The following is a 16,328-nucleotide window of genomic DNA, read 5'->3' on the forward strand; positions in this document are numbered from 1 at the left end:
GCGTGCGGCTCTTCGTAGGAGCGAGCTTGCTCGCGAACCCGCCCAGCTCCCTTCACGCCGGTTGACCCCGGCGAGGCGTGGTCATGGCCTCTTTCCGGCTTCCGGCTGCAGGTCTTCCCAGGGGCGATTCTCTCCAGCCCTGCCACCGAAAGCGAAAATTCCCCGGCAGAGCCTGCACATACCTGAGCCAGAGCCTCCAGCGCATCTGTCGGAACGACCGCCCGAATTCCCCGCGTGATCGGGCTGCAGCCCTCGTCATACGGAGGTTTCGACGATCGTGCAGATTGCCATGGATCAACCATACTCAGGCAACTCGCTCCGGCGTTGTGCTCGGGGGGATCTAGGAGGGCGGGATGCTTGACTATTTTGCGCTGGGGGTACTGATCTTCGTCGGATTGGTACTGTTCTACGGGATCATCGTGCTGCACGACATTCCCTACGAGATCGCGGTACACCGTAACCATCCCCACCAGGACGCGATCCATGCGGCCGGCTGGGTGAGCCTGTTCACGCTGCATGCGCTGTGGCCGTTCCTGTGGATCTGGGCCATGTTGTACCGCGAGGACCGGGGCTGGGGCTTCCACCACGGCAAGACGCCGGCGCAGGAGGCCGAGTACCTGGAGCAGCAACTGGCCGAGCTGCGCCAGCGCCTGGACGTGCTGGAGGGCCGCACCGGCGCGCCCGCCGCACCGGCAACCACTCAACCGGGCGGGGAGGGCTGAGTCATGGACCTGTTGCTGATCCTCACCTATGCCGCCATCTGCATCGCCATCTTCAAGATCTTCCGCATCCCGCTGAACAAGTGGACCGTGCCCACCGCCGTGCTCGGCGGGGTGATCATCATCGGCGCGCTGATCTTCACCATGAACTACAACCACCCGTACTCCGAGGTGGCGCGTACCTACTTCGTCACCACGCCGGTGATCCCGGTGGTCACCGGGCAGGTGGTGGAGGTGCCGGTGAAGGGCAACGAGATGATCGAGAAGGGCGCGGTGCTGTTCCGCATCGATCCCAAGCCCTTCCAGCTGAAGCTGGACTCGATCAAGGCGCAGCTGGTGTCGGCGCGCGCCGACCAGGCCCGCGCCCGCGAGCTGGCCGTGCGCAACGTCGGCAACAAGCGCGACGTCGACCTGACTACCGCCCGCGTGGACGACCTCACGGCGCAGCAGGGCCTGGCCCAGTTCGAGCTGGACAACACCGTGGTGCGTGCGCCGTCGCGCGGCTTCGTCACCCACGTGTCGTTGCGCCCGGGGATGATGGCGACCCGGCTGCCGCTGCGCCCGTCGATGGTCTTCGTGCCGGAAGAGGGGCCGTACTTCACCGCGTGGATGCGCCAGAACAGCCAGTTGCGCCTGAGCGTAGGCGACGAGGCCGAGGTGGCGTTCGATGGCATCCCTGGCGAGGTCTTCGCCGGCAAGGTCAAGCAGGTCATCGCGGTGATCGGCGAGGGCCAGGTGCAGCCGTCGGGCACGCTGATCAGCTACAGCGGCTCGCCACCGCCGGGGCGGGTGCCGGTGATCATCGAGATCACCGACCCGAAATTCGCCCCCTACGCCTCGCTGATGCCCGGTGGCGCCTATGGCCAGGCGGCGCTCTACAGCGAGCATTTCCACCATGTGGCGATCATGCGCAAGATCCTTCTGCGCATGGCGGCCTGGATGAACTACATCTTCCCGTTCCACTGATGGCGAGCATTGCGGCGCCCCACCGGGGCGCCAGCGTGCGGGCGCTCGCCGGCACGCGAAACAACGCGGGGGAGGGGGTAGCGCAGTCTCCTGCCGTACAACCTGGCGACATCGATATCTCAACCGGAGAACCCTATGAAGTCCTATGTCGCGTTGTTGTCCCTCCTGCTGTTGCCATTGCTGCAAGGCTGCGCGGAAAAGCAGGTCCAGCCGGAGGAATACTCCGGCTTCCTGTATGACTACTCCCGTCTCACCGAGCAGGAAAACGCCTCGGGCAACAAGGTGCTGGCCTGGGTCGATCCCACGCTGAACCTGATGAACTACCGCAGCATCGTCATCGAGCGTTCGCAGTTCTACCCCGCGCCCAAGGCCACCGAGCAGCTCTCGCAGGCGACCATGACGCAGATCACCGACTACTACGACAAGGCGCTGCGCCGCGAGCTGGGCCAGGTGCTGCAGGTGGTCGACAAGCCCGGCCCGGGCACCCTGGTGCTGCGCCCGGCGATCACCGCGGTGAGCAGCCACACCCAGTCGCTCAAGCCCTATGAGGTGATCCCGATCGCCCTGATCGCCGCCGGCGTCAGCACCGCCACCGGCATCCGCGACCAGGACACCCAGATCGGCACCGAAGCCGCGATTCTCGACGGCCCCTCCAGCCGCGTGGTCGCCCAGGTGGTGCGCAAGGGTACCGGGCACGCGCTGGAAAACGACACCCAGGCCATGACCGCCGGCGACTTCAAGGGCGTGCTCGACGGCTGGGCCCGTGACATGCGCCTGACCTACAGCAAATTGCGCGAGCTGAAGTAGGCCGCCTGGTGAAGGGGAAGGGCTGCCAATTGGCGGCCCTTTTTCTTTTCGGGCGGGTGTTGGGACGTATGGTGCAGGTGGGGACCAAGACGTCGGCCGGTACGGACGGCTCCCTCTCCCTGAAGGGAGAGGGAGTATCCGAGCCGGCTGACGCCACAGTTTCAGCCGGCACCGATTCAGTCCCCTCTCCCTTCAGGGAGAGGGCTAGGGAGAGGGCCGCCGCTTGCGCTGAAGTCGTCGGTAGGAGCGGACCTTGTCCGCGAAGTCCGAGCGGCAGCTGCGGAGCGCCAGGCGAAACCAACGAATGGCCCCGCAGGCCGGACGCCGGCCCTGCCGGCGGATCGCGGGCATGGCCCGCTCCTACAGGGAAACACCGTTGCATGAGGGTCATCGCAGGCTGCTTACAACGTAGGAGCGGACCTTGTCCGCGAAGTCCTCCGCGGCGGCCCGCAAGGCGACCGGGGAAAGCCGGTGGCGTGCGCTGGCGGGACAGAGACGCCGGCCCTGGCGGCGGATCGCGGGCATGGCCCGCTCCTACAGGGCCGGTACGGCGCCCAGGCCACGCCGTACCGGCCCTGTCATGAAATGAAAAGCCCCTGTCGCACGATGTGAAGCTTCCCGACCGGCCCCTGCCTATTGTCCGCTCAAAGGCGCTTGCCCGCTCCAAACGAAAGCGCCCACGACAACAAGACAACTGGAGATTCCGGCCATGGCCAAAGCCGTTCGTTTCTATGAAACAGGGGGACCCGACGTCCTGCGTTACGAGGACGTGGAGGTCGGCGAGCCCGGCCCGGGGCAAGTGCGCCTCCGCCATGTGGCGGTGGGCCTGAACTATGCCGATACCTACTTCCGCAATGGCACCTACGCCGTCCCGCTGCCCAGCGGCATGGGCGTGGAAGCCGCCGGCGTGGTGGTGGCGGTGGGCGAGGGCGTGACCAACGTGGTGCCCGGCGACCGCGTGACCTACACCGGCTTCATCAACACCCTCGGCGCCTACAGCACCGAGCGCCTGGTGCCGGCGGCGCCGCTGATCCGCCTGCCGGAGAACATCGCCTTCGAAACCGCCGCCGCCATGACCATGCGCGGCCTGACCTCGGCCTACCTGCTGCGCCGCATCCACGACTTCAAGCCGGGCCAGAGCATCCTGCTGCACGCCGCTGCCGGCGGTGTCGGGCTGATCGTCTCGCAGTGGGCCAAGCTGCTCGGCCTGCGCGTGATCGGCACCGTCTCCAGCGACGCCAAGGCCGAGATCGCGTTCGCCCACGGCTGCGAACACGTCATCAACTACAGCCGGGAAGGCGTTGCCGAGCGGGTGCGCGAGCTGACCGACGGGCGGGGCGTGGACGTGGTCTTCGACAGCGTCGGCAAGGACACCTTCATGACTTCCCTGGAGTCGCTCAAGCGCCGTGGCCTGATGGTCTGCGTCGGCACCGCGTCCGGCCCGATCCCGCCGTTCGACCCGGTGCTGCTGGCGATGAAGGGCTCGATCTTCCTCACTCGCCCGGCCCTGGCCGACTACATCGCCGACCCGGCGGAGAAGGCGGCACTGCTGGACGAGCTGTTCACCCACGTGGGCAACGGCGACATCCGCATCGAGATCAACCAGCACTACGCGCTGGCGGACGCCGTGCAAGCCCACCGCGACCTCGAGTCGCGCAAGACCACCGGCTCGTCGATCTTCGTCATCTGAGGGCGCCGCCATGCACGTAGAACGTCTGACCTGCAGCATCGGCGCCGAAATCTCCGGGGTGAACCTGGGCGACGCCTCCCGCGACGAAGGACTGTTCGCCGCACTGCGCGAGCTGTTGCTCAAGCACAAGGTGCTGTTCCTGCGTGACCAGGACATCAGCCGCGCCGAGCACGTGGCCTTCGCCCGTCGCTTCGGCGAGCTGGAAGACCACCCGGTGGCCGGCAGCGACCCGGAGCATCCGGGCCTGGTGCGCATCTACAAGACCCCGGACCTGCCCAACGACCGCTACGAGAACGCCTGGCACACCGACGCCACCTGGCGCGAGGCGCCGCCCATGGGCTGCGTCCTGCGCTGCGTGGAATGCCCGCCGGTGGGCGGCGACACCATGTGGGCGAACATGGCCCTGGCCTACGAGATGCTCCCGACTGAGATCAAGGAGCGCATCGCCAAGCTGCGCGCGCGCCACAGCATCGAGGCCAGCTTCGGCGCGGCCATGCCCATCGACAAGCGCCTGGCGCTCAAGGCGCTGTACCCCGACGCCGAGCACCCGGTGGTGCGTACCCATCCGGAAACCGGCGAGAAGGTGCTGTTCGTCAACGCCTTCACCACCCACTTCACCAACTACCACACCCCGCAGAACGTGCGCTTCGGCCAGGACGCCAACCCCGGCGCGGCCGACCTGCTGCGCTACCTGGTGAGCCAGGTGTACATCCCCGAATTCCAGGTGCGCTGGCGCTGGAAGAGGAACGACGTGGCGATCTGGGACAACCGCTGTACCCAGCACTACGCGGTGATGGACTACCCGCCCTGCGTGCGCCGCATGGAGCGCGCCGGGATCATCGGCGACAAGCCTTTCTGACCCTCTGCACCCAGAGCCCGACAAGAACAATTACGGAGACCGACATGCAATTCTTCGACGATTCGCTGCACCCCGAGAACCAGGACAAGGTGGTCATCACCACCGCTCCCTACGGCCCGGAATGGATGCCCGAGGACTTCCCCGAGGACATCCCGGTGACCATGGACGAGCAGGTCCAGAAGGCCGTCGACTGCTACGAAGCCGGCGCCACCGTGCTCCACCTGCACGTGCGCGAGCTGGACGGCAAGGGTTCCAAGCGCCTGTCCAAGTTCAACGAGCTGATCGCCGGCGTGCGCGAAGCCGTGCCGGACATGATCATCCAGGTCGGCGGCTCGATTTCCTTCGCCCCCGAAAGCGACGGCGAAGCCGCCAAGTGGCTGTCCGACGACACCCGCCACATGCTCGCCGAGCTGACGCCCAAGCCCGACCAGGTGACCGTGGCGATCAACACCACGCAAATGAACATCATGGAGCTGCTCTACCCGGAGTACCTCAAGGGCACCTCCCTGGAGAACCCGTTGTACCAGGCGGCCTACAGCGAGATGACCGTGCCGGCCGGCCCGGCCTGGGTCGAGGAGCACTTGAAGCGCCTGCAGGCCGCCGGCATCCAGCCGCACTTCCAGCTCACCGGCATGCACGCCCTGGAAACCCTCGAGCGCCTGGTGCGCAAGGGCGTCTACAAGGGCCCGCTGAACCTGACCTGGATCGGCATCGGCGGCGGCTTCGACGGCCCCAACCCGTTCAACTTCATGAACTTCGTGCACCGCGCACCGGACGGCGCCACCGTCACCGCCGAGTCGCTGCTCAAGAACGTCCTGCCGTTCAACATGATGGCGATGGCCATGGGGCTGCACCCGCGTTGCGGCATCGAGGACACCATCATCGGCCAGCACGGCCAGCGCATGACCTCGGTGGAGCAGATCCAGCAGTGCGTCCGCGTCGCCCACGAGCTGGGCCGCGAGGTCGCCAACGGCAAGGAAGCGCGCGCCATCTACAAGATCGGCGTGCAGTACGACAGCGTCGAGCAAACCCTGCGCATGAACGGCATGGCGCCCAACCGCCAGCCGGGCCAGAAGTCCGTCCCGCTTCGCGCGTGACAGATTGGCTGTAACCAGAGACGGCTGATAACGGCCCTCTCCCCAGCCCTGGCTGCGCGCCCCGCTCCGAAGGGAGAGGGAGCTGTCCGTGCCGGCTGACGCGATGGTTTCCTCCTGCGCCGAACGGTCCCCTCTCCCTTCAGGGAAAGGGTTAGGGAGAGGGGCTGATCCACAACCCAAAACAACAAGAATCCACCCACTCACCTGGAGAGCTAGCACCATGGCCATCCACTCCGTCGCCCTGGGCGACATCCCTGCCACCGTGCCCAGCGTGCCGCGCCGCTACGCCTGGGTGGTGTTCGCCCTGACCTTCGGCCTGCTGATCTCCGATTACATGTCGCGCCAGGTGCTCAATGCCGTCTTCCCGCTGCTCAAGGTCGAATGGGCCCTGAGCGATGCGCAGCTCGGCCTGCTCAGCGGCATCGTCGCGGTGATGGTCGGCCTGCTGACGTTCCCGCTGTCGCTGCTCGCCGACCGCTGGGGGCGCGTGCGCAGCCTGGCGCTGATGGCCATGCTCTGGAGCCTCGCCACCCTGGGCTGCGCTGTGGCGCAGACCTTCCCGCAGATGTTCGCCGCGCGCTTCTTCGTCGGCGTCGGCGAGGCCGCCTACGGCAGCGTCGGCATCGCTGTGGTCATCTCGGTCTTCCCGGCGCACCTGCGCGCCACCCTGACCGGCGCCTTCATGGCCGGCGGGATGTTCGGCTCGGTGCTGGGCATGGGCCTGGGCGGCGTACTCGCCGCGCACCTGGGCTGGCGCTGGGCCTTCGCCGGCATGGCGCTGTTCGGCCTGCTGCTGGCGCTGCTCTACCCGCTGGTGGTGAGCGAGAAGCGCATTGCCCCGGTGGCCGCCGCCGAGGCGCCGCGCCAGGCCGGCGGCCGCTCGCTGCGCAGCCTGTTCGGTAGCCGCTCGGTGATCGCCGCGTACCTGGGCAGCGGCCTGCAGCTGTTCGTCGCCGCCGCGGTGATGGTATGGATCCCCAGCTACCTGAACCGCTACTACCACCTGGACACCGGCAAGGCCGGGATGATCTCCGCGGTCATCGTGCTGGTCGGCGGCAGCGGCATGGTGCTCTGCGGCATCCTCTGCGACCGCCTGGGGCGCAGCGACCCGCCGCGCAAGATCATTCTCGCCATCGGTTTCTGCCTGGCCAGCTGCTTGCTGCTGTCGGTGGCCTTCCACCTGCCGCCGGGCACCGCGCAACTGAGCCTGATCGCCCTGGGCATGCTGGTTGCCGCCGGCACCTCCGGGCCGTCCGGCGCCATGGTCGCCAACCTCACCGCGCCGGCCGTGCACGGCACCGCCTTCGCCACCCTGACCCTGGCCAACAACCTGCTGGGTCTGGCGCCCGGCCCGCTGCTCACCGGCGTGCTGGCCGACCACCTCGGGCTGGACCGCGCCTTCCAGCTGGTCCCGCTGCTGAGCATTCTCGCCGCGCTGGTCTTCCTCTACGCCCGGCGCCACTACCACCGCGATATCCGCCGCCTGCGCGGCGAAGAGGAGGGCGCGTGATGCCGACTCTCAACCTCGACATGACCTTCGACTTCATCTGCCCCTGGTGCCTGATCGGCAAGCGCAACCTCGACGTCGCGTTGCGCCTGCTGGCTCGCCAGCGCCCCGAGCTGCACGTGCGGGTGAACTGGCTCGGCCTGCAACTGCTGCCGCAGATTTCCCTGGACGGCGAGCCCTTCGCCGAGTTCTACCAGCGCCGCCTGGGCGGCAAGCGCGCCGTGCGGGCGCGCATGGGTGAAGTGCGCCGCGCGGCCGAGGCCGCCAAGGTCGACCTGGACCTCGAACGCATCCTCACCATGCCCAACACCACCTATGCGCACCGGGTGTTCCAGCGGGCGGTGCACGTGGGCAGCGACAACCAGAAGGAACAGCTGCTGGAGATGATCTTCCGCGCGCACTTCCAGCTGGGCGCGGACATCGGAAACCGCGACACCCTGTGTCGCCTGCTGCGCGCCTGCGATTTCAACGTCGCCGATTTCGACGACGCCCTGGCCGATGGCGCGCGCCAGTTCATCGGCCGCCGCGTGGCGCTGGCCGATTCCAGCGTGCCGATGTTCCTCCTCGAAGGCCGCGCCTTCGCCCTCGGCGGGCAGAGCCCGGAGCAGCTGCTGGCGGCCCTCCATCGAGCGATGGATCGCCAGCACCCGGAGGCGATCCCGGCATGAGCTGCTCGATCCGTATTCCCGCCGAGCGCCTGCCGGCGCGCGGTGGGCGCAGTCTGATCCATCACGAGAAAGGCATCATCCTGCTGTTCGATATCGACGGCGAACTGCACGCCATCGACGACCGTTGCCCCCACGCCGGCGCCTCGCTGTTCAGTGGACGCCTGGACGGCCGCTGGCTGCAGTGCCCGGCCCACGGTTTGCGTTTCGATCTTGCCACGGGTTGCCCCGCCGGCATCAAGGGCTTCGGACTGAAGCGCTACGAGATCGAGTGGCGCGCCGATGCCTGCTACGTTGTGGCGGCGCGGCAGGAGGTGCCGGCATGACCACGCTGACCCTCACGGCCCTTGGCTCGCGCAGCCGAACCCTGCTGCCCGGCCTGCTGGTCAGCGCCATGGTGGCTGCTGCCGCGACCTTTCTCTCCGAGCACTACGGCGCGCCGGTGATGCTGTTCGCGCTGCTGCTTGGGCTGGCGATGAACTTCCTCTCCGCCGACAGCGTGTGCAAGGCCGGCATCGAATTCACCGCCCGCGAAATCCTGCGCCTGGGCGTGGCGCTGCTGGGCATCCGCATCACCTTCGGGCAGATCGCCGAGCTGGGCTGGCAGCCGGTGATCATGGTGGTGGTGCTGGTGACGGTGACCATCCTGGTGTCCATCGCCGCGGCCCGCGCCATGGGCTTCAACTTCCTCTTCGGGCTGCTCACCGGTGGCGCCACCGCCATCTGCGGCGCCTCGGCGGCGCTGGCACTGGCAGCGGCCCTGCCGGCCCACACGCAGAAGGAGAAGGCCACGCTGTTCACCGTGCTCGGGGTGTCGGCGCTGTCGACCCTGGCGATGATCCTCTACCCGATGATCGTCAAGGCGCTGGGCCTGCCGCCGCTGCAGGCGGGCATCTTCCTTGGCGGCACCATCCACGACGTGGCCCAGGTGGTGGGCGCCGGCTACAGCATTTCCAAGGAGGTCGGCGACAGCGCCACGGTGGTCAAGCTGATGCGCGTGGCGATGCTGCTGCCGGTGATCCTCTGCGCGGCGATGATCACCCGCGCCCGTGGCGTGGAGCCGGGCGACAAGCGTCCGCCACTGCTGCCGTGGTTCGCCGTGGGCTTCGTGCTGCTGGCGGCGGTGAACAGCACCGGTTACCTGCCGCCGGCGGTACAGCTGGCGGGCGGCAAGCTCTCGCAGTGGTGCCTGGTGATCGCCATCGCGGCGCTGGGCATGAAGACCCAGCTGCGCGCGCTGGCGACGGTGGGGATCAAGCCGATCCTGTTGATGCTGGGGGAGACGGCGTTCCTGGCGGTGCTGGTGCTGGGGATGTTGCGCTTCGCCGGTTGATCCGCCCTACGTACCGGCGCCGACCTGTAGGAGCGGGCCATGCCCGCGATCCGCCGGCAGGGCCGGCGTTTCGAGTGGGTTCAGGAGCAATAACGATGGCGTCCCCCTCGCTCCTGCGAAGAGCACACCGAAGTTCACCTTGTAGGAGCGAGCTTGCTCGCGAACCGCACGGCATCGTTCCTCTCAGGAGGCACTCACTCCGTCTCCCTCCCCAGATGCTCCTTGCGCCACGCCGCCGGCGACATGCCGTATTGCACGGCGAACCAGCGGGTGAAGGAGCTGGGCATCGAATACCCCAGCAGATCGGCGATGCGTCCCAGGGAATAGCGGGGGTTTTCCATGTAGCGCAGTACCAGCTCGCGCCGGACCTCGTTGATCAGGTCGGAGAAGGTCACGCCGTTGTCCTCCAGCCGCCGTTGCAGCGTGCGCACGTTCAGGCCCAGCGACTGGGCGATCTGCTCGATGGTCGCGCGCCCCATGGGCAGCAGCAGGTAGATGGACTTGCGCACCTCGTTCAGCGTGCTGCCGTCGGTGGCGCCGGGCAGGGAGTCGACGAAGCTGCGCGCGTGCCGGGCCATGGCCGGGTCGGCCATGGGGTTGGCGGCGTCGAGGTCGGCGGCGGGGATGACGATGCCGTTGAACTCGCTGCCGAATTCGATCTTGCAGCCGAACAACCGGCGATGCACCTGCAGGTCCGCCGGGGCGTCGTGGCTGAAGTTCACGCTGACCGGCCGCCAGTGCGGGCCGAGAAGGGCGGCGCAGAGCCGGTAAAGGGTCCCCAGGGCCAGCTCCAACCCCTGGCGCATGGGCATCGGCGGCACCGTGAGGAGTTCTTCGCGCAGGATCGCCAGCTTGCCTTCCTGGTCCACGTACAGCGCCAGGGATTCGTTGAGCAGGTGGCGGTAGCGGATGATGGTGTCCATCGCCTCGCGCAGGGTCGCCTGGTGCGACAGCAGCAGGCTGATCACGCCGAAATCGGCGAGCTGGCGCGATTCGGCCATGCGCAGGCCGAAGGTTTCGCAACCGCTGATGCGCGCCGATTCCTCCAGCAGGGTCACCGCGGTGGAGACGGGGATGCGCTGCTCCGGGTGCTCAAGCATGGATTGGGAAAGGCCCACCGCGCTCAGTTGCTGCTGCGGGTTGAGGCCCAGGTGTCGGGCCACTTCCAGGTAGTTGGTGAGGGCCGCAATGCGAACCATGGGGGTCATGCGGGAATCGCCTTCTTGTTCTTGTGGGGCTCCGCGCCGGCAGGGTCCGGGGACGCCTGGCGAGGGGAGTGCACGCTGCTGGGTCGATGACCTCTGATTCTAGCGACAGCTGTAACCAATCGTGTACGAAAGTTCTCACTTCGGCCAGTGCCTGCGCCGCTCTGGAATGCGCCGTGCGTCCCGCTACGCCCGAATGCCGTGGGCACGGCGGGACAGCAGGCTGGCCGGGGCCTGTCACCAAATGCGAAGTGCCTGACGCTCAATGCAAAGCACTGCCACCGGTGCGGCTCTACTGTCTGTCCAACAAGTTCGAAATCACCCAAAGGTGAACCGGTGAGCCACAACAACTCCTCCACCACCGTCCTCCTGGTCCCCGGCCTGCGCGACCACGTCGCCGAGCACTGGCAGACCCTGCTCCAGCATCGCTTGCCCAATGTCCGCTGCGTACCGCCGCTGACCGAGAACAAGCTGGACCTGGACGCCCGCGTCGAGGCCATCCAGCGCGAGCTGCAGAGCATCGACGGCGAGGTGATCCTGGTCGCCCACAGCGCCGGTGTGCTGATGGTCGCCCACTGGGCGGCGCGCTACAGCCGGCCGATCAAGGGTGCGCTGCTGGCCACCCCGCCAGACCTGGACGGCGACTGGCCGGCCCATTACCCCAAGCCCGAGGTGCTGGCCGAAATGGGCTGGGCGCCGCTGCCGCTGGAGCCGCTGCCATTCCCGGCGCTGGTGGCCTGCAGCGACAACGACCCGCTGGCGACGCCCGAAGCCGTGCAGCGCATGGCCCGCCACTGGCGAGCCAGCGTGGTGGAGCTGGGCCGCGTCGGCCATCTCAACCCGGCCTCCGGATACGGCGACTGGCCCCAGGCCGACGAGCTGATCCAGCTGCTGGATACCTGATCCAACCGAGCAACCTCCGGCTCCGGCGTTCGCGCCGGGGCAGGCCCCCGTGCGCTCCGGCGCAGGGGGGAGGGGCCGCGGGACGGGCCCGGAAAGCGTCCCGACCACAACAAGAAACGGAGCACGAGAATGCATCATCAGAGCAACCCGCACCGCCCCCTGCAACGCTGCCTGCTGGCGAGCGCAGTCCTCGCCGCCATGGCCGGGCAGCCGCTGCAGGCCTTCGAGCTGGACACCGGCAACCCGGACCTGTCGATCCGCTTCGACAACACCGTCAAGCTCAGCTATGGACAGCGCGTCGAGTCGCCCAACAGCAAGATCGCCGGCACCGCCAACACCAACGACGGCGACCGCAACTTCTCCTCCGGCAGCCCGGTGACCCAGCGCTTCGACCTGCTCAGCGAGCTGGACTTCGTCTACCGCGACAGCATGGGCTTCCGCCTGTCCGCCGCCGGCTGGTACGACCATGCCTACGATGATGTCGGCTCGGACAATCCGTTCCCCGGCCAGAAAGGCAATGCCGGCCACCTGGTCAGCCGCAACGGCACGGTCATCGCCCCGCGCGGCGCGCAGCCGGCCACCCACGGCCTGAGCAACTTCGCCGACCGCTACTACAACGGCCCGTCCGGCGAGCTGCTCGATGCCTTCGTCTTCGCCAGCCACCAGGTCGGCGACGACATGCAGCTCAGCGGCAAGCTCGGCCGCCACACCATCTACTGGGGCGAGACCCTGTTCAGCGCCGCCAACGGCATCAACTACGGCCAGTCGGCCCTGGACCTGGGCAAGCTGTACAACGTGCCCGGCACCGAGGCGAAGGAGCTGTTCATGCCGCGCAACCAGCTGTCCGCCTCGCTGACGGTGAACCCCGAGCTGACCCTGGCCGCGCAGTACTTCCTCGAGTTCGAGAATTCGCGTTTCCCCGAAGGCGGCACCTACATGGGCCCCTACGACATGCTCAACGACGGCGGCAACGTCTTCTGGCTGCCGCTGCCGGCGCAGAACGCCTTCTATGGCGCGCCGCGCGGCCACGACCGCGAGCCGGACAACACCGGCGACTTCGGCCTGATGGCCAAGTGGAGCCCGGAATGGCTCGACGGCACCCTGGGCTTCTACTACCGCAAGACCTCCGACACCCTGCCGGCGGTGCTGGTGAATGCGCCGAACCTGCACAAGCCGGGCCTCGCCGGCCTGCAGGGGATGAACTACGTCACCGCCTACGCCGACGACATCGACATCTACGGCATCAGCCTGTCCAAGGAAGTCGGCGGCGTCAGCGTCGGCATGGACCTGAACTACCGCGAGAACATGCCGCTGGCGAGCAACTTCACCACGGTCAACCCGACGCTCTATGCCGCGGCCAAGCGCGGCGCGATCAACGGCGCCAACCTGATCGGAGAGATGCCCAGCGACGGCGACACCGGCCTTGCCCGCGGCAAGACCTTCCACGTCGTGCTCAACGGCCTGGTGACCTTCGGCGCCACCCCGCTGTGGGACGCCTCGTCGCTGGCGGTGGAAGGCACCCTGACGCACCTGGTGGACGTCACCGAAGGCCAGCAGACCTTCAAGGGCGACTCCAGCTACCACGGCGTCGACAAGGTCACCACCAACGCCTACGCCATGTCCGCCAACTTCACCCCGACCTGGTACCAGGCCTTCCCCGGCGTCGACCTGTCCATGCCCATGTCCTACAACGTCGGCCTGCACGGCAACTCGGCGGTGCAGCTGGGCGGTAACGAAGACGCGGGCAGCTACTCGGTCGGCGTGGCCGCGGACTTCCACCAGAAATACCGCCTGGACCTGAAATACGTCGACGCCTTCGGCCCCTTCGATACCTGCGAGAGCGGCCGCGACAACAACACCCCCGGCGCCAACGGCCAGTACCAGTGCATCCCCGGCCAGATCACCTCGCAGGCGGGCCTTGCGCCCCTGCTGAAGGACCGCGGCATGGTCACCGCATCCCTGAAGGCCACTTTCTGATTTCACCCCAGGCTTCGCCCACGAAGCAGGAGAAACACAGCATGAACTTCAAACCCACCCTGATCGCCACTGCCCTCGGCCTGTCCCTCTGCGGCTTGGCCCAGGCTGCCGTTTCCCCGCAGGATGCCGCCCAGCTCGGCAGCACCCTGACCCTGGTCGGCGCCGAGAAAGCCGCCAGCAGCGATGGCTCGATTCCCGCCTACGCCGGCGGCCTGACCACCGCCCCGGCCAGCTTCAAGGCCGGCGACAGCATGCGCCCGGACCCGTTCGCCAGCGACAAGCCGGTGCTGGTGATCGACGGCAAGAACGTCGAGCAGTACAAGAACGAGCTGTCGGCCACCACCGTCGAGCTGGCCAAGCGTTATCCGACCTTCCGCGTCGACGTCTACCCGACCCACCGCAGCGCCGCGCTGCCGGACACCGTGCTGGAGAACAGCAGGAAGAACGCCGTCACCGCGCAATCGCTCGAAGGCGGCACCGCCATCGACAACGCGCTGCCGGGCGTGCCGTTCCCGATTCCGAAGACCGGCGCCGAGGCCATGTGGAACTTCCTGCTGCGCTACCAGGGGGTGAACATCAAGGCCAAGTACGACTCCTGGAACGTCGATGCCTCGGGCAGCGCCAACCTCGCCACCACCGGCCAGGCCTTCATCAACTACCCGGTGTACGAGGACCTCACCCAGCCGGTGAAGGGCTCCGAGGTCTACTACCAGATGAAGCTGTACTACAGCGGCCCGGCCCGCCGCGCCGGCGAGGCGATGATGCTCAAGGACGCCGCCAACCCGCTGCAGCAGCCACGCCGCGCCTGGCAGTACCTGCCCGGCCAGCGCCGCGTGAAGCTGGCGCCGAACCTCGCCTACGACACCCCCAACCCCGGCATGGCCGGCGCCGGCACCTACGATGACGTGTTCGTCTTCAACGGCGCGCTGGACCGCTACGACTGGAAGCTGGTGGGCAAGCAGGAAATGATCGTGCCCTACAACACCTACCGCCTGACCTACGCCAGCGACATCAAGCCGGTGGTCACGCCCAACCACCTGGCGCCCGACTACGTGCGCTGGGAAAAACACCGCGTGTGGGTCGTCGAAGGCACCCTGAAGTCCGGCGCGCGGCACATCTACGCCAAGCGCCGCTTCTACCTCGACGAAGACAGCTGGGTGGCCCTGGCCTCCGACCAGTACGACGCCCGTGGCCAGCTCTATCGCGGCTCCTTCGCCTTCCTCAGCCAGAGCTACGACAAGCGCATCCCGGACGCCACGCCGTTCATGATCTACGACCTGACCGCCGGCTCCTACAACATCAACGGCGTCGTCGGCCCGTACGGCGGCATCAGCTACATCGACCCCCTGGCCAAGACCCAGTGGTCCCCCGAGGCGCTGGCCGGCAGCGGCATTCGCTGACCCTGGACGCGGCGGCCCCCGCATGCAGCGCGGGGCCGCCGCGGTTCCTGCGGCGAAAGCGGCAGGAAACGATGCGAAGAGAGTTGTGAGGAAAGCTTCATGCAGATCCCCTTCAAGCGCCTGCTGATCCTGGGCGCCTTGCTGCTGGCGGGCGGCGCCCAGGCCGGCGAGAAGGCCGAGACGTTCGTCGACGTCCTCGACCAGCCGGCGCCCCACAGCGCCAACCCCTCCCGCGCGCCGCTGCTGGCCGTCACCCGCGCCGACAAGCGCCTGGTGAGCGTCGGCCCGCGCGGCCACATTCTCTATTCCGACGATGGCGGCACCAGCTGGCGCCAGGCCGAGGTGCCGGTCAGCTCCGACCTCACCGCCGTGCGCTTCCCCACGCCGCAGGACGGCTGGGCGGTCGGCCACGACGGGGTGGTGCTGCACAGCGCCGATGGCGGCCAGCACTGGGAGCGCCAGCTCGACGGCCGGCAGGTCGGCCAGGTGATGCTCGACTACTACGCCGCCCACCCGCAGCCGGACAACGCCACCTGGCTGGACCAGGCGCGCCGGTACCAGGAGGAGGGCGCCGACAAGCCGTTCCTCGACCTGTGGTTCCGCGATGCCAACGAAGGCTTCGTGATCGGCGCGTTCAACCTGATCCTGCACACCCGCGACGGCGGGCGCAGCTGGGAGCCGTGGAACCATCGCATCGACAACCCGCAGGCGCTGCACCTGACCGCCATGGCGGCCAGCGGCGATGACCTGTTCATCGTTGGCGAGCAGGGCCTGTTGCTGCGCCTGGACCGGCAACAGGAGGACCCGCAGCAGCGCTTCGTCGCCCTGCCGTCGCCCTATGCCGGCAGCTTCTTCGGCGTGATCGCGCAACCCGGCCTGATCTTCGCCTACGGCCTGCGCGGCCATGCGATCCGCAGCCTCGACAACGGCGCGAGCTGGAGCGCGGTAGACACCGGCCTGCCGGTCAGCCTGACCGCCGCCAGCCTCGACGCCAACGGCCGGCTGTACCTGTTCAGCCAGGCCGGCCAGGGCCTGGTCAGCGACGACCGTGGCGCCAGCTTCAAGCCCCTGGACCTGGCCGAGCGCCTGCCCGTCAGCGGCGCGGTGGCCGGCCCCGGCCGCCTGTTGCTGGTGGGTGCCCGCGGCGTGCGCGAGAACGCCATGCCGGTGCGCTGAGCGCAGCGGCGTGCCACCGGTTCA

The 16,328-nt window shown here is 68.0% G+C and carries 15 protein-coding genes; 14 read left to right on the forward strand and 1 reads right to left on the reverse strand.

Translation table 11 applies throughout. The features are described from left to right. Positions 1–353: 353 nt before the first annotated feature. The 10 genes from ACNFIA_RS09355 to ACNFIA_RS09400 all read left to right on the forward strand — a co-directional run bounded on the left by ACNFIA_RS09355 (position 354) and on the right by ACNFIA_RS09400 (position 9,643). Positions 354–722 carry a DUF3302 domain-containing protein gene (locus tag ACNFIA_RS09355; RefSeq protein ID WP_259755411.1) on the forward strand — a complete coding sequence of 123 codons (369 nt, stop codon included), beginning with the start codon at positions 354–356 and terminating at the stop codon, positions 720–722. A gap of 3 nt (positions 723–725) precedes the next feature. Further along, positions 726–1,685 carry an HlyD family secretion protein gene (locus ACNFIA_RS09360; RefSeq protein WP_259755410.1) on the forward strand — a complete coding sequence of 320 codons (960 nt, stop codon included), beginning with the start codon at positions 726–728 and terminating at the stop codon, positions 1,683–1,685. 135 nt (positions 1,686–1,820) lie between these two features. Next, positions 1,821–2,492, forward strand: a complete 672-nt coding sequence (locus ACNFIA_RS09365) for a DUF3313 domain-containing protein (protein ID WP_416784302.1) — start codon at positions 1,821–1,823, stop codon at positions 2,490–2,492. A 709-nt stretch (positions 2,493–3,201) separates the two neighbouring features. Beyond that, positions 3,202–4,182, forward strand: a complete 981-nt coding sequence (locus tag ACNFIA_RS09370; protein ID WP_416784304.1) for a quinone oxidoreductase family protein — start codon at positions 3,202–3,204, stop codon at positions 4,180–4,182. A gap of 10 nt (positions 4,183–4,192) precedes the next feature. Beyond that, positions 4,193–5,041, forward strand: a complete 849-nt coding sequence (locus tag ACNFIA_RS09375) for a TauD/TfdA dioxygenase family protein (protein WP_416784305.1) — start codon at positions 4,193–4,195, stop codon at positions 5,039–5,041. 44 nt (positions 5,042–5,085) lie between these two features. Beyond that, on the forward strand, positions 5,086–6,138 hold the full coding sequence (locus ACNFIA_RS09380; protein ID WP_259755406.1) for a 3-keto-5-aminohexanoate cleavage protein: 1,053 nt from the start codon (positions 5,086–5,088) through the stop codon (positions 6,136–6,138). Positions 6,139–6,358: 220 nt separating this feature from the next. Continuing rightward, a complete protein-coding gene (locus ACNFIA_RS09385) occupies positions 6,359–7,648 on the forward strand; it encodes an MFS transporter (RefSeq protein WP_416784308.1) in 1,290 nt (429 codons plus the stop codon). Further along, positions 7,648–8,313, forward strand: coding sequence for a DsbA family protein (locus tag ACNFIA_RS09390; protein WP_416784310.1), 666 nt, complete (start codon positions 7,648–7,650; stop codon positions 8,311–8,313). The genes ACNFIA_RS09385 and ACNFIA_RS09390 overlap by 1 nt, the downstream gene beginning before the upstream one ends. Next, positions 8,310–8,636 (forward strand): Rieske (2Fe-2S) protein, encoded by a 327-nt coding sequence (locus ACNFIA_RS09395; RefSeq protein ID WP_416784312.1) that lies wholly within the window; start codon positions 8,310–8,312, stop codon positions 8,634–8,636. The genes ACNFIA_RS09390 and ACNFIA_RS09395 overlap by 4 nt, the downstream gene beginning before the upstream one ends. Next, the gene (locus tag ACNFIA_RS09400) at positions 8,633–9,643 is read left to right on the forward strand and encodes a YeiH family protein (RefSeq protein ID WP_259755401.1); all 1,011 of its coding nucleotides are present in this window, start codon (positions 8,633–8,635) and stop codon (positions 9,641–9,643) included. Before ACNFIA_RS09395 ends, ACNFIA_RS09400 begins: the two co-directional genes overlap by 4 nt. 194 nt (positions 9,644–9,837) lie before the next feature. Here ACNFIA_RS09400 and ACNFIA_RS09405 read toward each other — a convergent pair whose 3' ends face one another. Then, entirely contained in the window at positions 9,838–10,842 is a 1,005-nt protein-coding gene (locus ACNFIA_RS09405; protein ID WP_259759670.1) for an AraC family transcriptional regulator, read from the reverse strand. A gap of 342 nt (positions 10,843–11,184) precedes the next feature. On the opposite strand from ACNFIA_RS09405, the gene ACNFIA_RS09410 reads away from it, so the two are divergent. The 4 genes from ACNFIA_RS09410 (at position 11,185) to ACNFIA_RS09425 (ending at position 16,304) form a co-directional block, all read left to right on the forward strand. Then, entirely contained in the window at positions 11,185–11,751 is a 567-nt protein-coding gene (locus tag ACNFIA_RS09410; RefSeq protein ID WP_416784314.1) for an RBBP9/YdeN family alpha/beta hydrolase, read from the forward strand. Between the two features lie 129 nt (positions 11,752–11,880). Continuing rightward, complete coding sequence (locus tag ACNFIA_RS09415; protein WP_416784316.1) at positions 11,881–13,728, forward strand: DUF1302 domain-containing protein; 1,848 nt, start codon at positions 11,881–11,883, stop codon at positions 13,726–13,728. Positions 13,729–13,769: 41 nt separating this feature from the next. Beyond that, positions 13,770–15,128 (forward strand): DUF1329 domain-containing protein, encoded by a 1,359-nt coding sequence (locus tag ACNFIA_RS09420; RefSeq protein WP_259755398.1) that lies wholly within the window; start codon positions 13,770–13,772, stop codon positions 15,126–15,128. A 99-nt stretch (positions 15,129–15,227) separates the two neighbouring features. Continuing rightward, the gene (locus ACNFIA_RS09425; protein WP_416784318.1) at positions 15,228–16,304 is read left to right on the forward strand and encodes a WD40/YVTN/BNR-like repeat-containing protein; all 1,077 of its coding nucleotides are present in this window, start codon (positions 15,228–15,230) and stop codon (positions 16,302–16,304) included. Positions 16,305–16,328 lie beyond the last annotated feature (24 nt).

Source organism: Pseudomonas sp. NY15437 (genome assembly GCF_048068435.1).
Lineage (GTDB): Bacteria > Pseudomonadota > Gammaproteobacteria > Pseudomonadales > Pseudomonadaceae > Pseudomonas > Pseudomonas nitroreducens_B.

What these genes read in the sequence shown, in the direction of transcription:
- ACNFIA_RS09415 (WP_416784316.1), top strand. Translation starts at nt 11,881, where the DNA reads ATGCATCATCAGAGCAACCCGCACCGCCCCCTGCAACGCTGCCTGCTG.
- ACNFIA_RS09400 (WP_259755401.1), top strand. Translation starts at nt 8,633, where the DNA reads ATGACCACGCTGACCCTCACGGCCCTTGGCTCGCGCAGCCGAACCCTG.
- ACNFIA_RS09390 (WP_416784310.1), top strand. Translation starts at nt 7,648, where the DNA reads ATGCCGACTCTCAACCTCGACATGACCTTCGACTTCATCTGCCCCTGG.
- ACNFIA_RS09425 (WP_416784318.1), top strand. Translation starts at nt 15,228, where the DNA reads ATGCAGATCCCCTTCAAGCGCCTGCTGATCCTGGGCGCCTTGCTGCTG.
- ACNFIA_RS09365 (WP_416784302.1), top strand. Translation starts at nt 1,821, where the DNA reads ATGAAGTCCTATGTCGCGTTGTTGTCCCTCCTGCTGTTGCCATTGCTG.
- ACNFIA_RS09355 (WP_259755411.1), top strand. Translation starts at nt 354, where the DNA reads ATGCTTGACTATTTTGCGCTGGGGGTACTGATCTTCGTCGGATTGGTA.
- ACNFIA_RS09420 (WP_259755398.1), top strand. Translation starts at nt 13,770, where the DNA reads ATGAACTTCAAACCCACCCTGATCGCCACTGCCCTCGGCCTGTCCCTC.
- ACNFIA_RS09370 (WP_416784304.1), top strand. Translation starts at nt 3,202, where the DNA reads ATGGCCAAAGCCGTTCGTTTCTATGAAACAGGGGGACCCGACGTCCTG.
- ACNFIA_RS09380 (WP_259755406.1), top strand. Translation starts at nt 5,086, where the DNA reads ATGCAATTCTTCGACGATTCGCTGCACCCCGAGAACCAGGACAAGGTG.
- ACNFIA_RS09405 (WP_259759670.1), bottom strand. Translation starts at nt 10,842, where the DNA reads ATGGTTCGCATTGCGGCCCTCACCAACTACCTGGAAGTGGCCCGACAC.
- ACNFIA_RS09395 (WP_416784312.1), top strand. Translation starts at nt 8,310, where the DNA reads ATGAGCTGCTCGATCCGTATTCCCGCCGAGCGCCTGCCGGCGCGCGGT.
- ACNFIA_RS09360 (WP_259755410.1), top strand. Translation starts at nt 726, where the DNA reads ATGGACCTGTTGCTGATCCTCACCTATGCCGCCATCTGCATCGCCATC.
- ACNFIA_RS09385 (WP_416784308.1), top strand. Translation starts at nt 6,359, where the DNA reads ATGGCCATCCACTCCGTCGCCCTGGGCGACATCCCTGCCACCGTGCCC.
- ACNFIA_RS09375 (WP_416784305.1), top strand. Translation starts at nt 4,193, where the DNA reads ATGCACGTAGAACGTCTGACCTGCAGCATCGGCGCCGAAATCTCCGGG.